Source organism: Bacteroides sp. ET225, assembly GCF_024733745.1.
GTDB classification, from domain to species: Bacteria; Bacteroidota; Bacteroidia; order Bacteroidales; family Bacteroidaceae; genus Phocaeicola; species Phocaeicola excrementipullorum.
Genome location: NZ_JANRHN010000005.1, coordinates 43,613 through 60,912 on the forward strand (window position 1 = coordinate 43,613; position 17,300 = coordinate 60,912).

Consider the following 17,300-nt stretch of genomic DNA (forward strand, 5'->3'; position numbering starts at 1 on the left):
AATTACTCGCTATGGAATATAATTTCAGAGAGATTGAGAAGAAATGGCGGCAGAAGTGGGTGGAAAATAAAACCTACAAGGTTGCTGAAGATGAAACAAAGAAAAAATATTATGTGTTGAATATGTTTCCTTACCCTTCGGGTGCAGGACTGCATGTGGGACATCCCTTGGGATATATCGCCAGTGACATTTATGCGCGCTATAAAAGGCTGCAAGGGTTCAATGTGTTGAATCCGATGGGCTATGACGCTTACGGCCTGCCTGCCGAACAGTATGCCATCCAGACCGGACAGCATCCGGCGATCACTACTGTCAACAACATCAACCGCTATCGGGAGCAGCTTGACAAGATCGGCTTCTCGTTCGACTGGGACCGGGAGGTTCGCACATGTGATCCGGAATATTACCACTGGACGCAATGGGCGTTCCAGAAGATGTTCAACAGCTATTACTGCAACCAGGAACGGCAGGCGCGTCCTATAAGCGAACTGGTCAAAGCTTTTGAAACAAGCGGTACCCAAGGGCTGGATGTGGCTTGCAGCGAAGAGCTGGACTTCACGGCAGAAGAATGGAAGGCCAAGTCGGATAAGGAAAAGCAGGAAACGCTGATGAACTATCGCATTGCTTATTTGGGTGAAACGATGGTGAACTGGTGTCCGGCCTTAGGCACGGTGCTTGCCAATGACGAGGTTGTTGACGGTGTGTCGGAACGTGGCGGCCATCCGGTGGTGCAGAAGAAAATGCGCCAGTGGTGCCTGAGAGTTTCGGCGTATGCCCAGCGTTTGCTTGACGGTCTGGACACTATTGACTGGACTGATTCGCTGAAAGAAACGCAGCGCAACTGGATCGGTCGTTCGGAAGGTGCGGAAGTGCGCTTCAAGGTGAAGGACAGTGACATGGAGTTTACCATTTTCACCACTCGTGCCGATACGATGTTTGGCGTAACATTCATGGTGCTGGCACCCGAAAGTGAGCTGGTTTCTCAACTGACTACCGACGAGCAGCGTGCTGAAGTGGAGGCTTACCTTGACCGCACGAAGAAACGTACAGAGCGTGAACGCATTTCTGACCGCCGTGTGACGGGTGTATTCAGCGGTTCGTATGCTGTCAATCCGTTTACGGGTGAAGCTGTGCCTGTCTGGATCAGCGATTACGTATTGGCTGGATACGGTACGGGAGCCATTATGGCGGTTCCGGCTCACGACAGCCGTGACTATGCGTTTGCAAAGCATTTTGGCCTGCCGATTGTTCCTTTGGTGGAAGGATGCGATGTAAGCGAAGAAAGTTTCGATGCGAAAGAAGGCATCGTATGCAATTCTCCGAAAGAAGGCGTTACGCCATATTGTGATCTGAACTTGAACGGACTGACCATCAAGGAAGCGATTGCAGCGACCAAGAAATATGTGAAGGAACATAACCTGGGGCGTGTGAAGGTAAACTACCGTCTGCGTGACGCCATCTTTTCGCGCCAGCGTTATTGGGGCGAACCGTTCCCTGTGTATTATAAGGACGGGATGCCTTATATGATTGACGAAAGCAAGCTGCCGCTGGAATTGCCGGAAGTAGACAAGTTCCTTCCGACAGAAACAGGCGAGCCGCCGTTGGGGCATGCAGCCAAGTGGGCCTGGGATGTAACGAAGGGCGAAGTGGTGGAGAACTCAAAGATTGACAATGTGAATGTGTTCCCGCTCGAACTGAATACCATGCCGGGATTTGCCGGTTCAAGCGCTTATTATCTGCGCTACATGGATCCGCACAACAGCAAGGAGCTGGTTTCTGAGAAGGCAGACCGTTATTGGCAGAACGTGGATCTGTATGTCGGCGGAACAGAACATGCGACGGGACATCTGATTTATTCCCGTTTCTGGAACAAGTTCTTGTATGATTTGGGTGTAAGTGTCAAGGAAGAGCCGTTCCAGAAACTTGTGAACCAGGGCATGATTCAGGGACGAAGCAATTTTGTTTACCGCATCAAGGATACCAATACTTTTGTTTCGCTGGGACTGAAAGATCAGTATGATGTGACTCCGCTGCACGTGGATGTAAACATTGTATCGAACGACGTTCTTGACATTGAAGCCTTCAAAAACTGGCGTCCGGAATACAATACGGCGGAATTCATCCTGGAAGACGGAAAATACATCTGCGGATGGGCCGTTGAGAAGATGAGCAAATCAATGTATAATGTCGTGAATCCGGATATGATTGTAGAAAGATACGGTGCCGATACGTTGCGCATGTATGAGATGTTCCTTGGTCCTGTAGAGCAGTCCAAACCTTGGGACACGAACGGCATCGACGGTGTTCACCGCTTCCTGAAGAAGCTTTGGAACATGTTCTACGACCGTCAGGGCAATTTCATGCCGGCAGAGGGAGAGGCTTCCAAAGAAGAACTGAAATCGATCCATAAGCTGATCAAGAAGGTGACGGCAGATATTGAGGTGTTCTCTTACAATACATCTGTAAGTGCATTCATGATTTGCGTGAACGAACTGACTGCACTGAAGTGCCGCAACAAAGCCGTGTTAAGCGACTTGATTGTGCTTCTGGCTCCGTTTGCTCCTCATCTTGCGGAAGAGTTATGGGAAGCGCTCGGACACGACACAACCGTGTGTGACGCAACGTGGCCGCTGTGCAATGAAGAATATCTGAAGGAAGACTCTGTAAAATATACGGTATCGTTCAACGGAAAGGCTCGTTTCACGATGGAGTTCCCGGTAGATGCAGACAATGATACCATTCAGGCTGCAGTAATGGCCGAAGAACAGTCGCAGAAATGGATTGACGGCAAGACACCGAAGAAGGTGATTATCGTGCCGAAGAAGATTATAAACATCGTATTGTAATTTTTTCATTCATCGCAGAGGGCGCAGAGGGACACAGAGAAAGACGATTGATCTTTGTGCTCTTTGTGTCCTCTGCGGTGATTTTTTTATATCGGTTTTTATGGAATCATCATTGTTAATCAAGAAATTGGGCCGTGAGTCGAAAGACTATCTGGCCATTACGTTCGGTCTGATCTGCTATTCGCTTGGTTGGGCGGCTTTCCTTCTGCCTTATCAGATTACTACCGGGGGAGTGACAGGTATTGCAGCTATCATCTATTATGCCACAGGGATAGAGATCCAGATTTCTTATTTCATCATCAACGCCGTCTTTCTGGGATTTGCCTTGAAGATTCTGGGCCCGAGATTCAGCGTGAAGACTGTGTATGCCATCTTTATGCTGACTTTTCTGCTTTGGTTTTTCCAGATGCTGCTGAAGGACGAAAACGGACATTTGCCGCAACTGCTCGGCCCGAATCAGGACTTCATGGCCTGTGTTATCGGGGCAGGTCTTTTGGGTTTCGGCATAGGCATCGTGTTCTGCAACAACGGTAGCACGGGCGGAACGGATATCATCGCATGGATTATCAACAAGTATAAGGACGTGACGCTGGGCCGGATGATGATGTACTGTGACATTGTCATCATTTCTTCCTGCTATTTCATTTTTCATGACTGGCGCAGGGTGCTGTTTGGCTTCTGTGTGCTGTTTATCATGAGCATTGTGATCGACTACGTTATCAACAGTGCCCGCCAGTCGGTGCAGTTCCTGATCTTTTCGCGCAAATACGAAGAAATCGCTGAAGGAATAGCCACGAAGATTGACCGCGGCGTGACGCTGCTCGACGGGAAAGGATGGTACAGCAAGCAGGAAATCAAAGTGGTGGTGGTGCTGGCTAAGAAAAGCGAGTCAATAGACATTTTCCGTCTGGTGAAGGATATAGACCCGAATGCTTTCGTTTCCCAGAGCAACGTGGTGGGCGTGTACGGCGAAGGGTTTGACAAGCTGAAAGTGAAATAGGGGAGTGTGCCGTGAGCGGAGAGGTTCTCATACAAGTGTCCTATCCTCACGGACCGGACACAGGCAATGTATATGATAATGAAAAGAAAAGTGTGTCCCTAGCTGTTTCCTCCGCCTAAGGCATGATAGAGGCTGATGACGCTTTGTATCTCATCGTAGCGGTCGGCTATCAGTGTCAGGCGGGCTGACAGCAGCGACTGGCGCGCGGTAAGAACTTCCAGGAAGTTTGTTGTTCCGTGTTCCATCAAGAGCTGCGTGTCGTGTACCGTGTTTTGCAGGTGTTTAACCTGTTCGTCGTTCAGGCGTATCCGTTCGCGGGCCGTCTGCCATTGCGACAGGGCGTTGTTCACTTCTTCGCCGGCATCAAGCAGCGACTGCCGGAAGCTGAGCAAGGCTTCTTCTTGCTGAGCCTTTGCTATTTTCAGGTTAGCAATGTTTTCTCCGCGGTTGAAAAGAGGCTGTATCAATGATCCGATGGCCTGCAGAAGCCATCCGCCCGGATTGGTTATGGTTGTCCCTCCATTGTTTGTCCATCCTGCCGCACCGTTTAGCGTGATGCTCGGATAGAAGGCCGCCCGTGCGCTGTTGGTTGTATAGAATGCCTGCTTTAATGCGGCTTCAGCCTGCCGGATGTCCGGACGGTTTGCGAGCAGGTCGAGCGGAACTCCCGTGCTGAGGTTTTGCGGAAACGACTGGCGGCTGAGGCTTCCCCGTTCGATATGCCTTGCTGTTTGTCCCAAGAGGGAAGACAGCGAGTTTTCCGTTTCTTTTATGCTTTGCTGAAGGCTGAGCAGCGAGGCGGCTGCATCGGCGCGGCTGGCTTCTGCCTGACTTACGGTCGAGCGGTCGGCCTGTCCGGCTTTCATCAAGGAATAGAGCGTTTGCACGTATTCCTTCCAGTTTTCCACGGTTTCGGCAGTGACATTTGCTTGTTCGTCAAGCATCAGGAGTGTATAGTAGCTTTCGGCTACGGTGGCGATGAGCTGTGTTTGTACGGCTTGCCGGTAGGCATCGCTTTCTTCCAGTGCAGCGCGTGCGTTTCGCTTTGCGTTTGTCAGTTTGCCGAAAAGGTCGGCTTCCCAGCTTGCCGATGCTCCCAGCGTATAGGTTTTGGCCGGTTTGCTTCTCTCAAAACTGCTCAGGCTTCCTTCTGGATCAAGTTGCAAGGAAGGGAGATAGGCGAGTTTGGAAGACATCAGCGAAGCTTGTGCTTCCTTGACTTTCAGGCGGGCTATGCGGAGATCCGTATTCGTCCGGAGTGCCTGGCTTATCAGATCCTGCAGTTGAGGGTCGGCAAAGAGTTCTTTCCATGAGAGTTCTGCCAGCGATGAAGCGGTGTCGGCAGCCAGTTCTTCACGAAACAGGCTGTCGGTTGTGGCTGTAAGATCGGGTTGCTTGTATTTGTTGTAGATGCCGCATCCTTCAAGCAGGCATGTGGCAAATAGGGCAAACAATATCTTTTTCATATGCTTTGTCATTTTTGTCCGGATTTTCTGCTTTTGCCGGTGTTTATTGCTTATTTGTATGATGGTCAATGTCTTCTTTATATATACGTTTGGGCATCAGCCGTTCCTGCATTGCCTGGAACACGATGAAGAGGGCCGGAACGGTGAAGAGCAGGGCGATGGTTCCTATAATCACGCCGCCCACCACGCCTGTGCCAAGCGAGATGTTGCCGTTGGCCCCTGCTCCTGACGCGAATATCAGGGGAAGCATGCCGATAGCTATGCAGAGCACGGTCATCAGAATCGGACGCAGGCGGACGGATGCGGCAGAAACGGCAGCTTGGGCGAGGCTCATTCCCTGGCGGCGGCGTTCGGCGGCGTATTCGGTTACCAGAATCGCAGTCTTGGCCAGCAGTCCGATAAGCATGATCAGTCCCGTCTGCATGTAAATGTTGTTTTCCAGTCCGCACAGATTGCTCAGGGCGAAGCTGCCCAACAATCCGAAAGGTACGCTGAGCATTACCGCCAGTGGGACGAACAGGCTTTCATAGAGAGCGCAGAGAATGAGGTAGACGAATACAATGCAAATGGCAAACACGATGACCGTGTTCGAGCTGCTTCCTGCTTCTTCGCGGGTGATACCTCCGTACTCGTAGCCGTAGCCCACGGGCAATGTGCTCTGCGCCACCTCTTCTACAGCCTTTATGACATCGCCCGAACTGTATCCGTCGTTCATCATGGCATTGATCTGGATGCTGTTGTAGAGGTTGAAGCGGGTCAGCGTTTCCGGCCCGTATGTCTTGGTAAGGGTGACGAATTGTCCGATGGGAGCCATTTCTCCGGCATCTGTGCGTACGAACATGTTGTCAAGCGCACCGGTGTTCAGACGGAAGTCTTTGCCGGCCTGCACATAAACGCGGTAGAGCTTGGAGAACCGGTTGAAGTTGGACGAATAGCTTCCTCCTATGTATCCGGACATGACGTCCAGCACGTCGGTGGGTGATACGCCCATCCGTTTGCATCGCGCGGCATCCACCTCCACGCGGTATTGCGGATAGTTTATGTCAAAGGTAGAATAGGCTGTCTGTATTTCGGGGCGTTTGTTCAGTGCCGCGATGAACTTGTCTGTATATTCCTTCAGTGTCGAGATGTCGCCTCCTGCGCGGTCCTGCACATAGAGCTCCACGCCGCTTCCTGTGCTGTATCCCATGATGGTGGGTTGTGCGAAGGCGAAGAGCTTGGCACTGTGTATATTGGCCGTACGGCGGTATATTTCTCCGATGACAGCAGTGATGTAGTCTTCTTCCTTTTGCCGTTCTTCCCAGTTCTTCAGTTTGATGATGAGCATTCCGCCGCTGGCAGCCTGTCCGCCCAGCATGCTGTATCCGGCTACGTTGGAGTAGCGCATGATTTGCGGTATGTCTTTGATGCTGGCTTCCACTTCGGCCATGGCCTTGATGGTTCGTGAAAGGCTGCTTCCGGGAGGCGTGGTGACGTTGACGAATACAGTGCCCATGTCTTCGTCGGGCACAAGTCCTGTTTTAGTGGACTTCATCAGTACGGCAAGCAGGACGATGGATGCCGCAACACCGGCTCCGATCAGCCACTTGCGGCGGAAGAACCATTTCACCCCGCTTTTATAGCGTAGCAGGAGGCGGTTGAACGAAGCCTCGAACGCCTGATGGAAACGCGAAGAAAAGCTTAGCTTCTGGCCGGTGGATGCATCGGTGTGCGGCGTCATGATCAGTGCGCAGAGTGCAGGACAGAGTGTCAGCGCATTGATGGCGGATATGCCTACCGCCACTGCCATTGTCAGTCCGAACTGCATATAGAACGTTCCGCTGGTTCCTCCCATAAACGAGGTGGGTACAAACACAGCCATAAATACCAGCGAAGTGGTGACGATGGCCGTGGCGATGCCGTCCATTGCCCGCGTTGTGGCCTGATAGGGCGAGCGGATTCCTTCATCGAACTGCGCCTGCACCGCTTCTACCACCACAATGGCGTCGTCTACCACCGTACCGATGACCAGCACGAGAGCGAACAATGTCAGCAGGTTCAGTGAAAATCCGGCTACATAGAGGAATGCAAAGGTTCCTACCAGCGATACGATGACCGATATGGCAGGAATGACGGTCGACCGTATGCTTTGCAGAAAGACGTAAACCACGAGAATGACGAGAATGATTGCTTCGACCAATGTTTTCACAACCTCGTGGATGGAAGCATCGAGAAACTCTTTTGTGCTCATCAGGTCCGCCAGCACCAGTTCTTTGGGAAGTTCTTTGTTCACTTCTTCCATCAGTTTGTCTATTTCGCTGATAATTTCGTTTGCGTTCGAGCCGGCTGTTTGTGAGATCATAGCCGTGGCTCCCGGGTGTCCGTTTACCTCACTGTTGTGCGAATAGCTTTGCGTGCCCAGTTCAATGGTAGCGATGTCTTTCAGGCGCAGCACTTCTCCGCCTTCCAGGGAGGTGATGACCAGATTTCCGAATTCTTCGGGTTTCTCATAGCGTCCGCGGTATTTTAAAGTGTACTGGAATGTGTTGTCCGAGTCCTCGCCTAACGTACCGGTGGCGGTTTCTATGTTCTGTTCGTCAAGAACGGCAGTTATGTCGGCAGGCACCAGCCCGTATTGCGCCATCTTTTGCGGATTGAGCCAGATGCGCATGGCATAGTCGTCCCCCATCACGTTTACGTTTCCCACGCCGCTGATGCGTGACAGCCGCGGCTCGATGTTTATCTTGAAATAATTGTTGATGAATGTCTGGTCGTAGCTGTCGTCGGGCGAATAGAGTGCGATGATTTTCAGCATGCTGTTCTGCCGCTTTTCTACGGTGACTCCGATTTGGGTCACTTCGGCCGGCAGCAGTCCCTCGGCCTCGCTCACGCGGTTTTTTGTATTGATAGTCGCCATATCCGGGTCGGTGCCTTGCTTGAAATAGACGGTAATGTCGCCTGCACCGGTATTGGTGGAAGTGGATGTCATATAGATCATGTCTTCTACGCCGTTGATGGCCTCTTCCAGCGGTACGACAACCGATTTCTGTACGGTTTCGGCATTGGCTCCCGTATAAGTGGTCGATACCATAACAGTAGGCGGTGCTATGTCAGGATATTGTTCCATCGGAAGGTTGCTTAGTCCGATAAGTCCTACCAGCAGGATCAACACCGATATTACGCCTGCCAGGATGGGACGGTTTATAAAGGTCTGTAATTTCATAATGCTTTAGTTGATATTGTTTGTTGTAAGAATAGTCCAATCATACTTGTTTGTCGTTTTTGCTTTCATGGCTCTTTCAGGTCTTTTCGTGTCCGCTTTCAATCAGTGTCCCCTCTTGCAGCAGGCCTGCTCCTTCGGCCACGATCACGTCACCGGCCTTCAGTCCTTGCTCTATAATGTATTCTTTTCCGTTGTCAACCGGAAAGACGGTTACGGGAGTGGATGTCGCTTTGCCGTCTGTCACGCGATAGACAAAGATTTTGTCCTGTATTTCGTAGGTAGCCTCTTGCGGTACGACAAGCACATTGTCCATCTGATACGGAAAGACCACCGTTCCGCTTCCTCCGTTGCGCAGCATCCGTTCGGGGTTGGGAAAGGTGGCCCGCAGGCTGACGCTTCCCGTTCCGGTATCGATTGTGCCGCTCATTGCATCTATTTTCCCTTTGTGCGCATACATCAGTCCGTCGCTCAGCCGTAATTCTACTTCAGGCATCTGCTTCATGGCTTCTTCCAGCGTTCCGTTTTCTCGTATCAGCGACAATACCTGATTCTCGGTCATCGAGAAGTAAACATACATTTCCCCGTCGTCCGAAACCGTGGCAAGCGGTGTGGTTATGGAAGCATCGACCAGTGCGCCGACACGGTATGGAATCATGCTTGCCACTCCGTTGACCGGACTTTTCACTTCTGTGTACGAGAGGTCATTCCGCGCGCTGATTTCGGCTGCTTGTGCCTGCTCCAGCGCGGCTTCCGCCTCAAGCAGCTGGTTGCGTGCCGTTTGCAGGTCAAAAGCCGATACGACATGCTCGTTGAACAGCTCTTCTTTGCTGCTTGCAGTCATCCGTGCAGTTGCCACAGCAGCCTCTGCGCTTTTTACGTTGGCCACAGCCGTCTGCAAGGCAGCTTTGTATGGCACCTGATCGATGATGAAGAGTGTTTGTCCTTTAGTGACTTTTGCTCCTTCTTCGATGCATACTTCTGTTATTGTGCCGCTGACTTGCGGCCGTATTTCCACGCATTGCCTTCCGGTGATGACCGCAGTATAGTTTTGGTTGAGCGTGCGGCTTTCGGCGGTCATGGTCATCGTGTTGTATCTGCCCGTTTCGGCAGTATGCGGTGTGTTGCTGCAGGATGTTGCCAGCAGCAGACATCCGATTTCTGTGTATAAAAACAACTTCTTCATTTCTTTAATTTGATTTTTGTTTTTAAGTTAATTCTGACAGCAAAAGTAAGAAGTGCGCTTTTCAGAGTTCGGGTTTCATTCCGTTTTTTGTTGGTTTGAATTTGCTGCTTAATGTTTTTAAACGCTAGTTGCAGAATGTTTTGATCTTTGCAGGCAGGATGGAACGCAAAGAGGCGTATGGCAGAAAAATTGTCAGAATCCGAAAAGAAATAGTTTCAAACCGATGATTATATCTTTTTTCAGTTTACAAATTATAAAACATTGAAAATGATTTCTGCCGTTGGCCCGATCTGTCTATTTTTATGGGCAAAATGTCAGATAAGCATGAAATGTAAAGTTTTTTCAGAGTGGATTTCGCCTGAGGCCGTGACTAACGGACAGGTGACAGAGAAGGCCTCCAACAGCAGGATGAGCATACTGGAACTTTCAGGCGAGCATGTGTTTCTTTTGGGGGGCGTGTCGGAGGAATCGTGTGAAACTTCTTTGCTGCTCATGGAGGGGGAGATTAGCTTTTCGATACGCGGAGAACGCGTTGCGGTTCTTGCTCCGGCGTACATCGATTTTATCCTTGTCAGCAACAGGTGGAGCGACATAAAGACGAATGCAGCCTTTAAAGGCCGCCTGATTCTGTCAGACAAGATTTTCTTTAAGAAAACGATAGACAATATCCGCTTTAATTTTTCGGAAGTCATCTATTGGTATGCGCAAAAGCCTTTTGTTTCGTTCGGCGACGAGGAGAGCAAGCGCATGATTTTGCTTACAGATCTGCTGATTGACATCATCAATAAGCCGGACCATCATTTCTGCGAGGAAATTCAGAAAGACTTCTTGCAGACCTTGCAGCTGGATTTGTGGAACATCGTTTTCAAGCTATACAAGACAGGTTCTGGCAGCGAAAGGTATGTGTGGGCCGATATGCTCGGACGTTTTCTCCATCTGGTGCAGACTCATTGCCGTGAACACCATGAGGTGAAATGGTATGCCGAGCAGCTTTGTGTTTCGCCGGATGTGCTTTCCACCAGGTTGCGCAAATTCTACGGGAAGAACGCCAGCCAACTGATTGAGGAAGAGCTGCTCCTGGATGCCAAAGGCTGTTTGCTCGACCCGGAAAAGTCGGTTCTGGATGTGGCAGAGCCTCTCAATTTCTCCGACCAGTCTGCTTTCTGCAAATTTTTTAGACGGTGCTGCGGAGTTTCTCCCGGTGCGTACAGAAAAAATGAATGCATCGAGAAAGAGTGACGTATCCTTATTGCTCTGCAGACTCCGACTCTTTTGTGTATTCTTCGATGCGGAACTGGTTGACGGTTATGTTGATCGAGTCGTAGTTTGTGCGGTATACGACGGTGCGGATAGCCATGCCATCGTTCGCCTCAAGAATATACTCGTTGGCATAATTGCTGTTCATGCGGTACCACATGCCGTTCTGGCCGTATAGAAAGCGGACTACATTCTTTTCCGATTCATAGTCCCAGCTGATTTTGTATGTCATTGTTTCTCCTTTGTTGAACGAAAAAGTGCAGGACTGCTCGTCATAGTCGATGTAGTCGAGATCCGTGACTTCTTCTTTGTAGAAGTTCAATACTGCTGCGCTTCCGAGCGAGTCGTATGCCATCTGGATGTAGTTTTCCGGCACGCAGAGGTATCTGAACGTTTCTCCCAGGTGGATTTTCGGAAGTGGAGTGTATTCGCCTGTTTCGTATTTGTCGCAAGCCTGGGCGATGAAGGGAAGCAATATGGTGAATGCGATTCTTTTAAGTCCCGTTCTATTCATCACGAACCGGACGGGCATATATGATAATGAAAAGATGTTTTGATGCAGAAATATAGTTGTCATGGCTTCTATCGTAGTTTGTATAAGTTGAAGCAGAGTCTGGAGCATGGTCAGTGGATGCTGATTGTTCCGTCTTCTGCTGTATCCGTATTGTTTTCTGTTTCTTCTTCCTGGTTCTCTTCAGAAATGTAGTAATCTCCTTCTGTGACATACGTTCGTTCTTTGCCGTGTCGGTCATACCATGGATATTCCACAATCACATGCGTCTTCTCCTTTGTTGCGAGTGTGTCGATGTGGAACGAAGCCGTGACCCTGCCTGTACGGGTTTTTAGGGTATCCCCGTATGCATTGTGGCGCAGACTGAACCGGAGGGTGTCGTTTGTGCTCAGCGTGTCGTTGTAGACAAGATTCAGCAGGTGAGAGATGCCTGATGAAGGATTATAGTACATTTCAGCCTGCAGGTTCAGGCACTCTCCTCCGAACCATGCCCTGAGGATATTGACGGCATCGTGTCCCAAGGTGTCGGTATCGGAAGGCATGGTGATATAGCTTTTTTCCAAGAGCTGGTGGTATTTGTTCACTTTCACCAGATACCGTGTTTCGCTTTCCCTGTCCAGTATTTCTCCGCTGATGAACACCCTTTTTCCTTCTTCAAGTTCGTGTTCGACCGACGTTTCGTCTATGATAAGCGTATTTCCCTTGTCGGTCAGGATTTCGCCGTCTTTTACCGTACCCATGCTTATGCATCCGGTGCTGTGCGCCGGATAGTAGATTTTCCGGCAGTTGTCGTTGTCATCGCAGGCGGCCAGTCCGGAAAATGCCCATATAAGCGCGACGACATGTTTCCAAGAAATCAGATTCGTTTTCATAACCTCATTGTTTTGTGTTGTACAATTTTTCTGGAACTTGTCTTCGTAGCAATGGTTTTCTTTATGGTGCAAAGAAAAGCACTGCCGGCGGAAATTTGTTTGTCTGAAAGCCGAATAGATTTGTCTGAATCCGATGGGAAAGAAGAAAAAGCTCCGGCATATTCTTCAAACGGCGATGTGGTTTATACAAACGACGATGTGGTTTATACATTCAACATCGTGGTTTATACAAACCACATTGTTGGCTGAAGTATTAATCCCGGAATTTTATGGTTTCCGCCATGCCGTTTCCGGAAATTATCCGTACCTTTATCCCGATTAAAACGGTTGACGATATGAGGAAGAAACTGGTCTTTGCAACGAACAATGCGCACAAGCTGGACGAGGTGCGTCAGATATTGGGTGAAAAGGTAGAAGTGCTGAGTCTGAATGATATCAACTGCCATGCAGATATTCCGGAAACCGCCGATACGCTGGAGGGGAATGCGAGGCAGAAAGCGGAATATATTTATAAGAATTATGCGATGGACTGTTTTGCAGACGATACAGGGCTGGAAGTGGAGGCTCTGAACGGCGCACCGGGAGTTTATTCGGCACGCTATGCCGGGGGAGAGGGACATGACTCTGAGGCGAACATGAAGAAGCTTCTTGCTGAACTGAGCGGGGAAACGAACCGCAAGGCTCAATTCCGCACCGCCATCTGCCTGATTGAAGGCGGCACAGAACATCTCTTTGAAGGCATTGTGAAAGGCCGTATAATCGAAGAAAAACGCGGAGGATCGGGATTTGGCTACGATCCGGTGTTCGTGCCCGAAGGCTATGACGAAACTTTTGCCGAAATGGGCAACGAGGAAAAGAATAAGATCAGTCACCGTGCCCGCGCGGTGCAGAAGTTGTGCGAGTATTTGAAATAAAGAGTTTCCTTTACAGAATTTTGATATGTTATTATAATAAGCTAAATTTGTAATCGATATGGAAAGGCGTTTCCGTATCAATTAAATAGGGATAAATAAAGAAGAAGCGTTATGCTTATCTTGTAGTTTGGAAACGTAGGAAATTTACAAACTTAGATACAAGGAGGGCATGATGGTTCTCACGCTATAGCGTGGGCTGCCATTACTACATCTGTATTTAAGGGTTTCTCCTACGACCTCCAAACTACGACGTGGTAAACATTGCAGTTCCACGCTTCTGTGATTTTTAATCGCACCTATGGTAACTGGTGTGCGTTTTTTTACAAAAATATTTTATATGAAGAAGTTTTTATGTCTTTTTGTATTTATGTTTTCCCTTTTTTCAGTCCATGCACAATCTCAGGACACGCGAGAAGGAATGCAAATGCTTGTTCAGAGGATTGATTCTCTTGAGCATGAATTGTCATATCTAAAATTAACTTACGCAGTAAATACACTCAACTCAGACATAGCAGTGTTTGCAAACGAAGTGTATGCTAAATCTATTGCAATACGGTTAGACATCTATAGTCGAAATTTTGATTCTAAATTAGGCGATTCGTATCAACAATATTATGAATCATGCCAACATAAAAAGCAATCAATTTCAGAACTTATTGAAGTTAGGAAAATATCCTTTACTCTTAGTGTTATGACGCATCCTTATTCCGAGAATGAATTGGACATGTTAAAGGCAAGTTATGGCGTAGTTGATCATGGATATGACGCATTGGAAGGCTCAATGGATTTGTTGAAACTCACTATAGATGAGTATAACAAGTTTTTGTAGATATTTTCAGAAAGTTATTTTTTAATGCATTTTGTAGAAGATGTTAAAAAGGAAATAAACTGTCGCAAAGCAATGTCATTGGTAGCATAGCGAAGATCTTGTGTGTACATCAGTTTGTGTTTTTAAGATCCTTCACTGCGTTCAGTAGGGCAAATAAAAGCTAATTTTCATTTTGACACAGCTTTAAAAGTTTACGCTATCTCTCTCAGAATCTGTTCCACCTTTTCGAAAAAGAGCGAGATGTGCGCTCCGTCCACAAAAGCATGGCTTACGGTCAGTGCGATAGGCATGTAGAGCCGTCCGGCACGGGTGATGGCCTTGCCTGCATTCATCAGCGGATAGTCCAGCGGGTGGCCTACAGACTGCTGGGTGTAGGTGATAGACGTGAAGTAGAGTTTCGGTGTGGCACTCAGCAAGAATACATCAAAATCCCCTTGGGAGGCTATCTGTTTGTCGGTTCCGTAAGGATCGCCGTCTTCCGGAATGGAGGTTACTATCTGCCTGGCTTTCTCATAGAACGTGCAGAAATCCTTGTGGTAGGGGATGCGTACCGTATAGGAAGTCTTTCCCGGCACAGCGATGGGGGAGATGACATCTACAGTGTCGTGATAGACCACCTGCCCGTTCTTGTCCCAGCGGTAACGCAGCTCCTTGATTTCGTTTACAGACCGAAGAATGGCATACAGGTAATAAAGGAAAAAGGACTTTCCCTTTGTCTTGGCGGAAGCATACGCTTCGGTGCAGTCCGCTTCGCCGGTAACGGCAATCCATGAGTTGGCGAATCCGCGGAAGAAATTGTAGTTGTCCTTCCGCTCCCACGTATCGATGTCAATGATATGTTTCATGCTTTTCCGAATTTTTGCGCTACTTTATGATAGGTCGGCAGATTGACATGCAGGCGTTCTCCCAGTTCGATCATGTCAAACAGCAAGCCTTGTATTTCTGATTCGTGTCCGCGCGCAATGTCCTTCTGCATGGAGGCCGTGCTGTGCGGGTCGAGCTTGTCGATTACTTTCAGGTTGTATGCGACCGGGTCTTCAGGGAAAGCTATGCCCAGCCTGTGCCCGATTTCGGCGCTTTCGCGCGACAGGCCGACGAAGGTGTCGCGCACTTCTCCCTCGCGCTGCACTTCACCCATCGGAACGTCGTGATATGCGCCCGTACATGCCATGGCTGAGATGAACGCCCACTTGATGAAGGTGTCGCGGTTTATATCGTCGGAAACATCTGCTTTAATGCCGCATCCGCGCAGTTCTCCGGCTATTTCTTCCAGCCGTTTCCGGGCAATCCCCTGTTCGGGGCGTGCTCCGAATACCATGCGGAATATGCTTCCCATCTGGGTGATCTCTCCTTCGCCCGAAACAAAGCCCACGATATAGATGCATCCGTCGAGCACATCCACTGAAGGCACGAGCCGTCCGATACGCGGACCTGTGCCGTATACGTTGAGGATAGGAATCACCAGTGTGCCGGGAGCTGAGGCACGTTCCAGCACATCCTTGATTGAATCGATGGAATATCCTTTTACGCACACGAAGATCACGTCTGCTTTCCCTTCGAACTCTTCAGATGTGCAAGCTGTGACCGGGAGATAATGCTCTCCTTTCAGGTCTGACTTCAGGTGAAGTCCGTTGCGGCGTATGGCTTCAAGGTGTCTGCCGCGTGCGATGCAGGTTACATCTTTGCCTGCCAGGGCCAGGAATCCGGCTATGGAACCTCCCACGCCCCCTGTTCCTACTATCAAATATTTCATGCGAATGAGTTTTTATGTTCTTGTGTCTGCAAACTTATAGATAAACTGAAAAACAAGCAAACCTGAAGGCTTAAAAACATATTTGAATCCGATGGGGTTTGCGTGGTTTGGCTTCTGATTGTATGGAATTCCTGCCGGATAAGGATTGTTGTTAATGAAAGATGTTTGTATCGGAGTACACAGGTCTGTTATTCGTGTACTCCGAGGCGGTCCTTATACGTTGAAGCGGAAGTGCATGATGTCGCCGTCCTGCACTACGTAGTCTTTGCCTTCCACGTTCAGCTTGCCGGCTTCCCGTACGGCAGCTTCGCTTCCATAATGGAGATAGTCGTCATATTTGATGACCTCAGCGCGGATGAATCCTTTCTCAAAGTCTGTGTGGATAACGCCTGCACATTGCGGAGCCTTCCAGCCTTTGTGGTATGTCCATGCCTTGACTTCCATTTCGCCTGCGGTGAAGAATGTTTCCAGGTTCAGCAGCTTGTAGGCCGACTTGATGAGGCGGTTTACTCCGGATTCTTCGAGTCCCACTTCTTGCAGGAACATCTGGCGGTCCTCGTAGGTTTCCAGTTCGGCGATGTCTGCTTCTGTTTTGGCGGCAACGATCAGTATCTGTGCGTTTTCATCCTTTACGGCTTCGCGCACCTGCTCTACGTATTTGTTTCCCGTAACGGCGCTTCCTTCGTCAACGTTGCATACATACATCACCGGTTTCGAGGTCAGCAGGAAGAGGTCGTGTGCAATCTTCTGCTCGTCTTTCGATTCAAACTGTACGGTGCGTGCGGATTTGCCTTGCTCCAGTGCCTCCTTATAGCGCACCAGCACTTCATAAGTCTGCTTGGCAACTTTATCTCCTCCGGTTTGCGCCTGTTTCTGTACGCGCTGGATGCGGCTTTCGATGGTTTCAAGGTCTTTCAGCTGAAGCTCTGTATCGATAATTTCTTTGTCGCGTACGGGGTTGACCGTGCCGTCTACATGCGTTACGTTTTCATCGTCGAAACAACGCAGCACATGAATGATCGCGTCGGTTTCGCGGATGTTGGCCAGAAACTTGTTTCCGAGTCCCTCGCCCTTGCTTGCTCCTTTCACAAGTCCGGCGATGTCGACTATCTCTACCGTTGTAGGGACAATGCGGCCCGGATGTACCAGTTCGGCAAGTTTGTTCAACCGTTCGTCGGGAACGGTAATCACTCCCACGTTCGGTTCGATGGTGCAGAAAGGAAAATTGGCCGCTTGGGCCTTTGCGTTTGATAAGCAGTTGAAAAGAGTTGATTTGCCCACGTTCGGCAGACCAACGATACCACATTGTAATGCCATAAAGTTTATTTTGTTTTTAATATTATCCGTTGATATTCAAACGATGTGCAAAGGTACTTAATTTTTATCATATATTTGTGCGTGCAGAAATTGTAATTGCATGGTGGCAGACTTTTCCGCTCATCTGCTTTCAGTTTATAAGTGAAACCG

The 17,300-nt window shown here is 49.2% G+C and carries 14 protein-coding genes; 6 read left to right on the forward strand and 8 right to left on the reverse strand.

All coding sequences use genetic code 11. The features are described from left to right. Window positions 1–11: 11 nt before the first annotated feature. Complete coding sequence (gene leuS / locus NW212_RS03595; RefSeq protein ID WP_258337272.1) at window positions 12–2,846, forward strand: leucine--tRNA ligase; 2,835 nt, start codon at window positions 12–14, stop codon at window positions 2,844–2,846. A gap of 100 nt (window positions 2,847–2,946) precedes the next feature. Then, on the forward strand, window positions 2,947–3,846 hold the full coding sequence (locus NW212_RS03600) for a YitT family protein (RefSeq protein WP_258337273.1): 900 nt from the start codon (window positions 2,947–2,949) through the stop codon (window positions 3,844–3,846). 98 nt (window positions 3,847–3,944) lie between these two features. Here the strand turns inward: NW212_RS03600 and NW212_RS03605 are convergent, their stop codons facing one another. The 3 genes from NW212_RS03605 to NW212_RS03615 form a co-directional block, all read right to left on the reverse strand. After that, window positions 3,945–5,312 (reverse strand): TolC family protein, encoded by a 1,368-nt coding sequence (locus tag NW212_RS03605; protein WP_258337274.1) that lies wholly within the window; start codon window positions 5,310–5,312, stop codon window positions 3,945–3,947. A 43-nt stretch (window positions 5,313–5,355) separates the two neighbouring features. Next, window positions 5,356–8,514: an efflux RND transporter permease subunit gene (locus NW212_RS03610; protein ID WP_258337275.1), complete on the reverse strand. Its 3,159-nt coding sequence runs from the start codon at window positions 8,512–8,514 to the stop codon at window positions 5,356–5,358. Between the two features lie 76 nt (window positions 8,515–8,590). Further along, window positions 8,591–9,697, reverse strand: coding sequence for an efflux RND transporter periplasmic adaptor subunit (locus NW212_RS03615; protein WP_258337276.1), 1,107 nt, complete (start codon window positions 9,695–9,697; stop codon window positions 8,591–8,593). A 324-nt stretch (window positions 9,698–10,021) separates the two neighbouring features. Between NW212_RS03615 and NW212_RS03620 the strand changes: the two genes are divergently transcribed. Next, window positions 10,022–10,936, forward strand: coding sequence for a helix-turn-helix transcriptional regulator (locus NW212_RS03620; RefSeq protein ID WP_258337277.1), 915 nt, complete (start codon window positions 10,022–10,024; stop codon window positions 10,934–10,936). Window positions 10,937–10,943: 7 nt separating this feature from the next. Here NW212_RS03620 and NW212_RS03625 read toward each other — a convergent pair whose 3' ends face one another. Then, entirely contained in the window at window positions 10,944–11,468 is a 525-nt protein-coding gene (locus NW212_RS03625) for a hypothetical protein (protein ID WP_258337376.1), read from the reverse strand. A gap of 110 nt (window positions 11,469–11,578) precedes the next feature. Continuing rightward, complete coding sequence (locus NW212_RS03630) at window positions 11,579–12,337, reverse strand: NigD-like C-terminal domain-containing protein (protein ID WP_258337278.1); 759 nt, start codon at window positions 12,335–12,337, stop codon at window positions 11,579–11,581. A gap of 63 nt (window positions 12,338–12,400) precedes the next feature. Here NW212_RS03630 and NW212_RS03635 point away from each other — a divergent pair, with 63 nt between their 5' ends. From NW212_RS03635 to NW212_RS03645, 3 genes are all read left to right on the forward strand, one after another. Beyond that, window positions 12,401–12,586 (forward strand): hypothetical protein, encoded by a 186-nt coding sequence (locus NW212_RS03635; protein ID WP_258337279.1) that lies wholly within the window; start codon window positions 12,401–12,403, stop codon window positions 12,584–12,586. 86 nt (window positions 12,587–12,672) lie between these two features. Further along, window positions 12,673–13,251, forward strand: a complete 579-nt coding sequence (locus tag NW212_RS03640; protein ID WP_258337280.1) for a non-canonical purine NTP diphosphatase — start codon at window positions 12,673–12,675, stop codon at window positions 13,249–13,251. A gap of 337 nt (window positions 13,252–13,588) precedes the next feature. Next, on the forward strand, window positions 13,589–14,080 hold the full coding sequence (locus tag NW212_RS03645) for a hypothetical protein (RefSeq protein ID WP_258337281.1): 492 nt from the start codon (window positions 13,589–13,591) through the stop codon (window positions 14,078–14,080). Between the two features lie 191 nt (window positions 14,081–14,271). Here the strand turns inward: NW212_RS03645 and NW212_RS03650 are convergent, their stop codons facing one another. The 3 genes from NW212_RS03650 to ychF all read right to left on the reverse strand — a co-directional run bounded on the left by NW212_RS03650 (window position 14,272) and on the right by ychF (window position 17,150). Next, entirely contained in the window at window positions 14,272–14,925 is a 654-nt protein-coding gene (locus NW212_RS03650) for a chloramphenicol acetyltransferase (protein ID WP_258337282.1), read from the reverse strand. Next, window positions 14,922–15,833, reverse strand: coding sequence for a ketopantoate reductase family protein (locus NW212_RS03655; protein WP_258337283.1), 912 nt, complete (start codon window positions 15,831–15,833; stop codon window positions 14,922–14,924). Before NW212_RS03655 ends, NW212_RS03650 begins: the two co-directional genes overlap by 4 nt. 213 nt (window positions 15,834–16,046) lie before the next feature. Then, window positions 16,047–17,150, reverse strand: coding sequence for a redox-regulated ATPase YchF (gene ychF, locus NW212_RS03660; RefSeq protein ID WP_258337284.1), 1,104 nt, complete (start codon window positions 17,148–17,150; stop codon window positions 16,047–16,049). Between the last annotated feature and the right edge of the window lie 150 nt (window positions 17,151–17,300).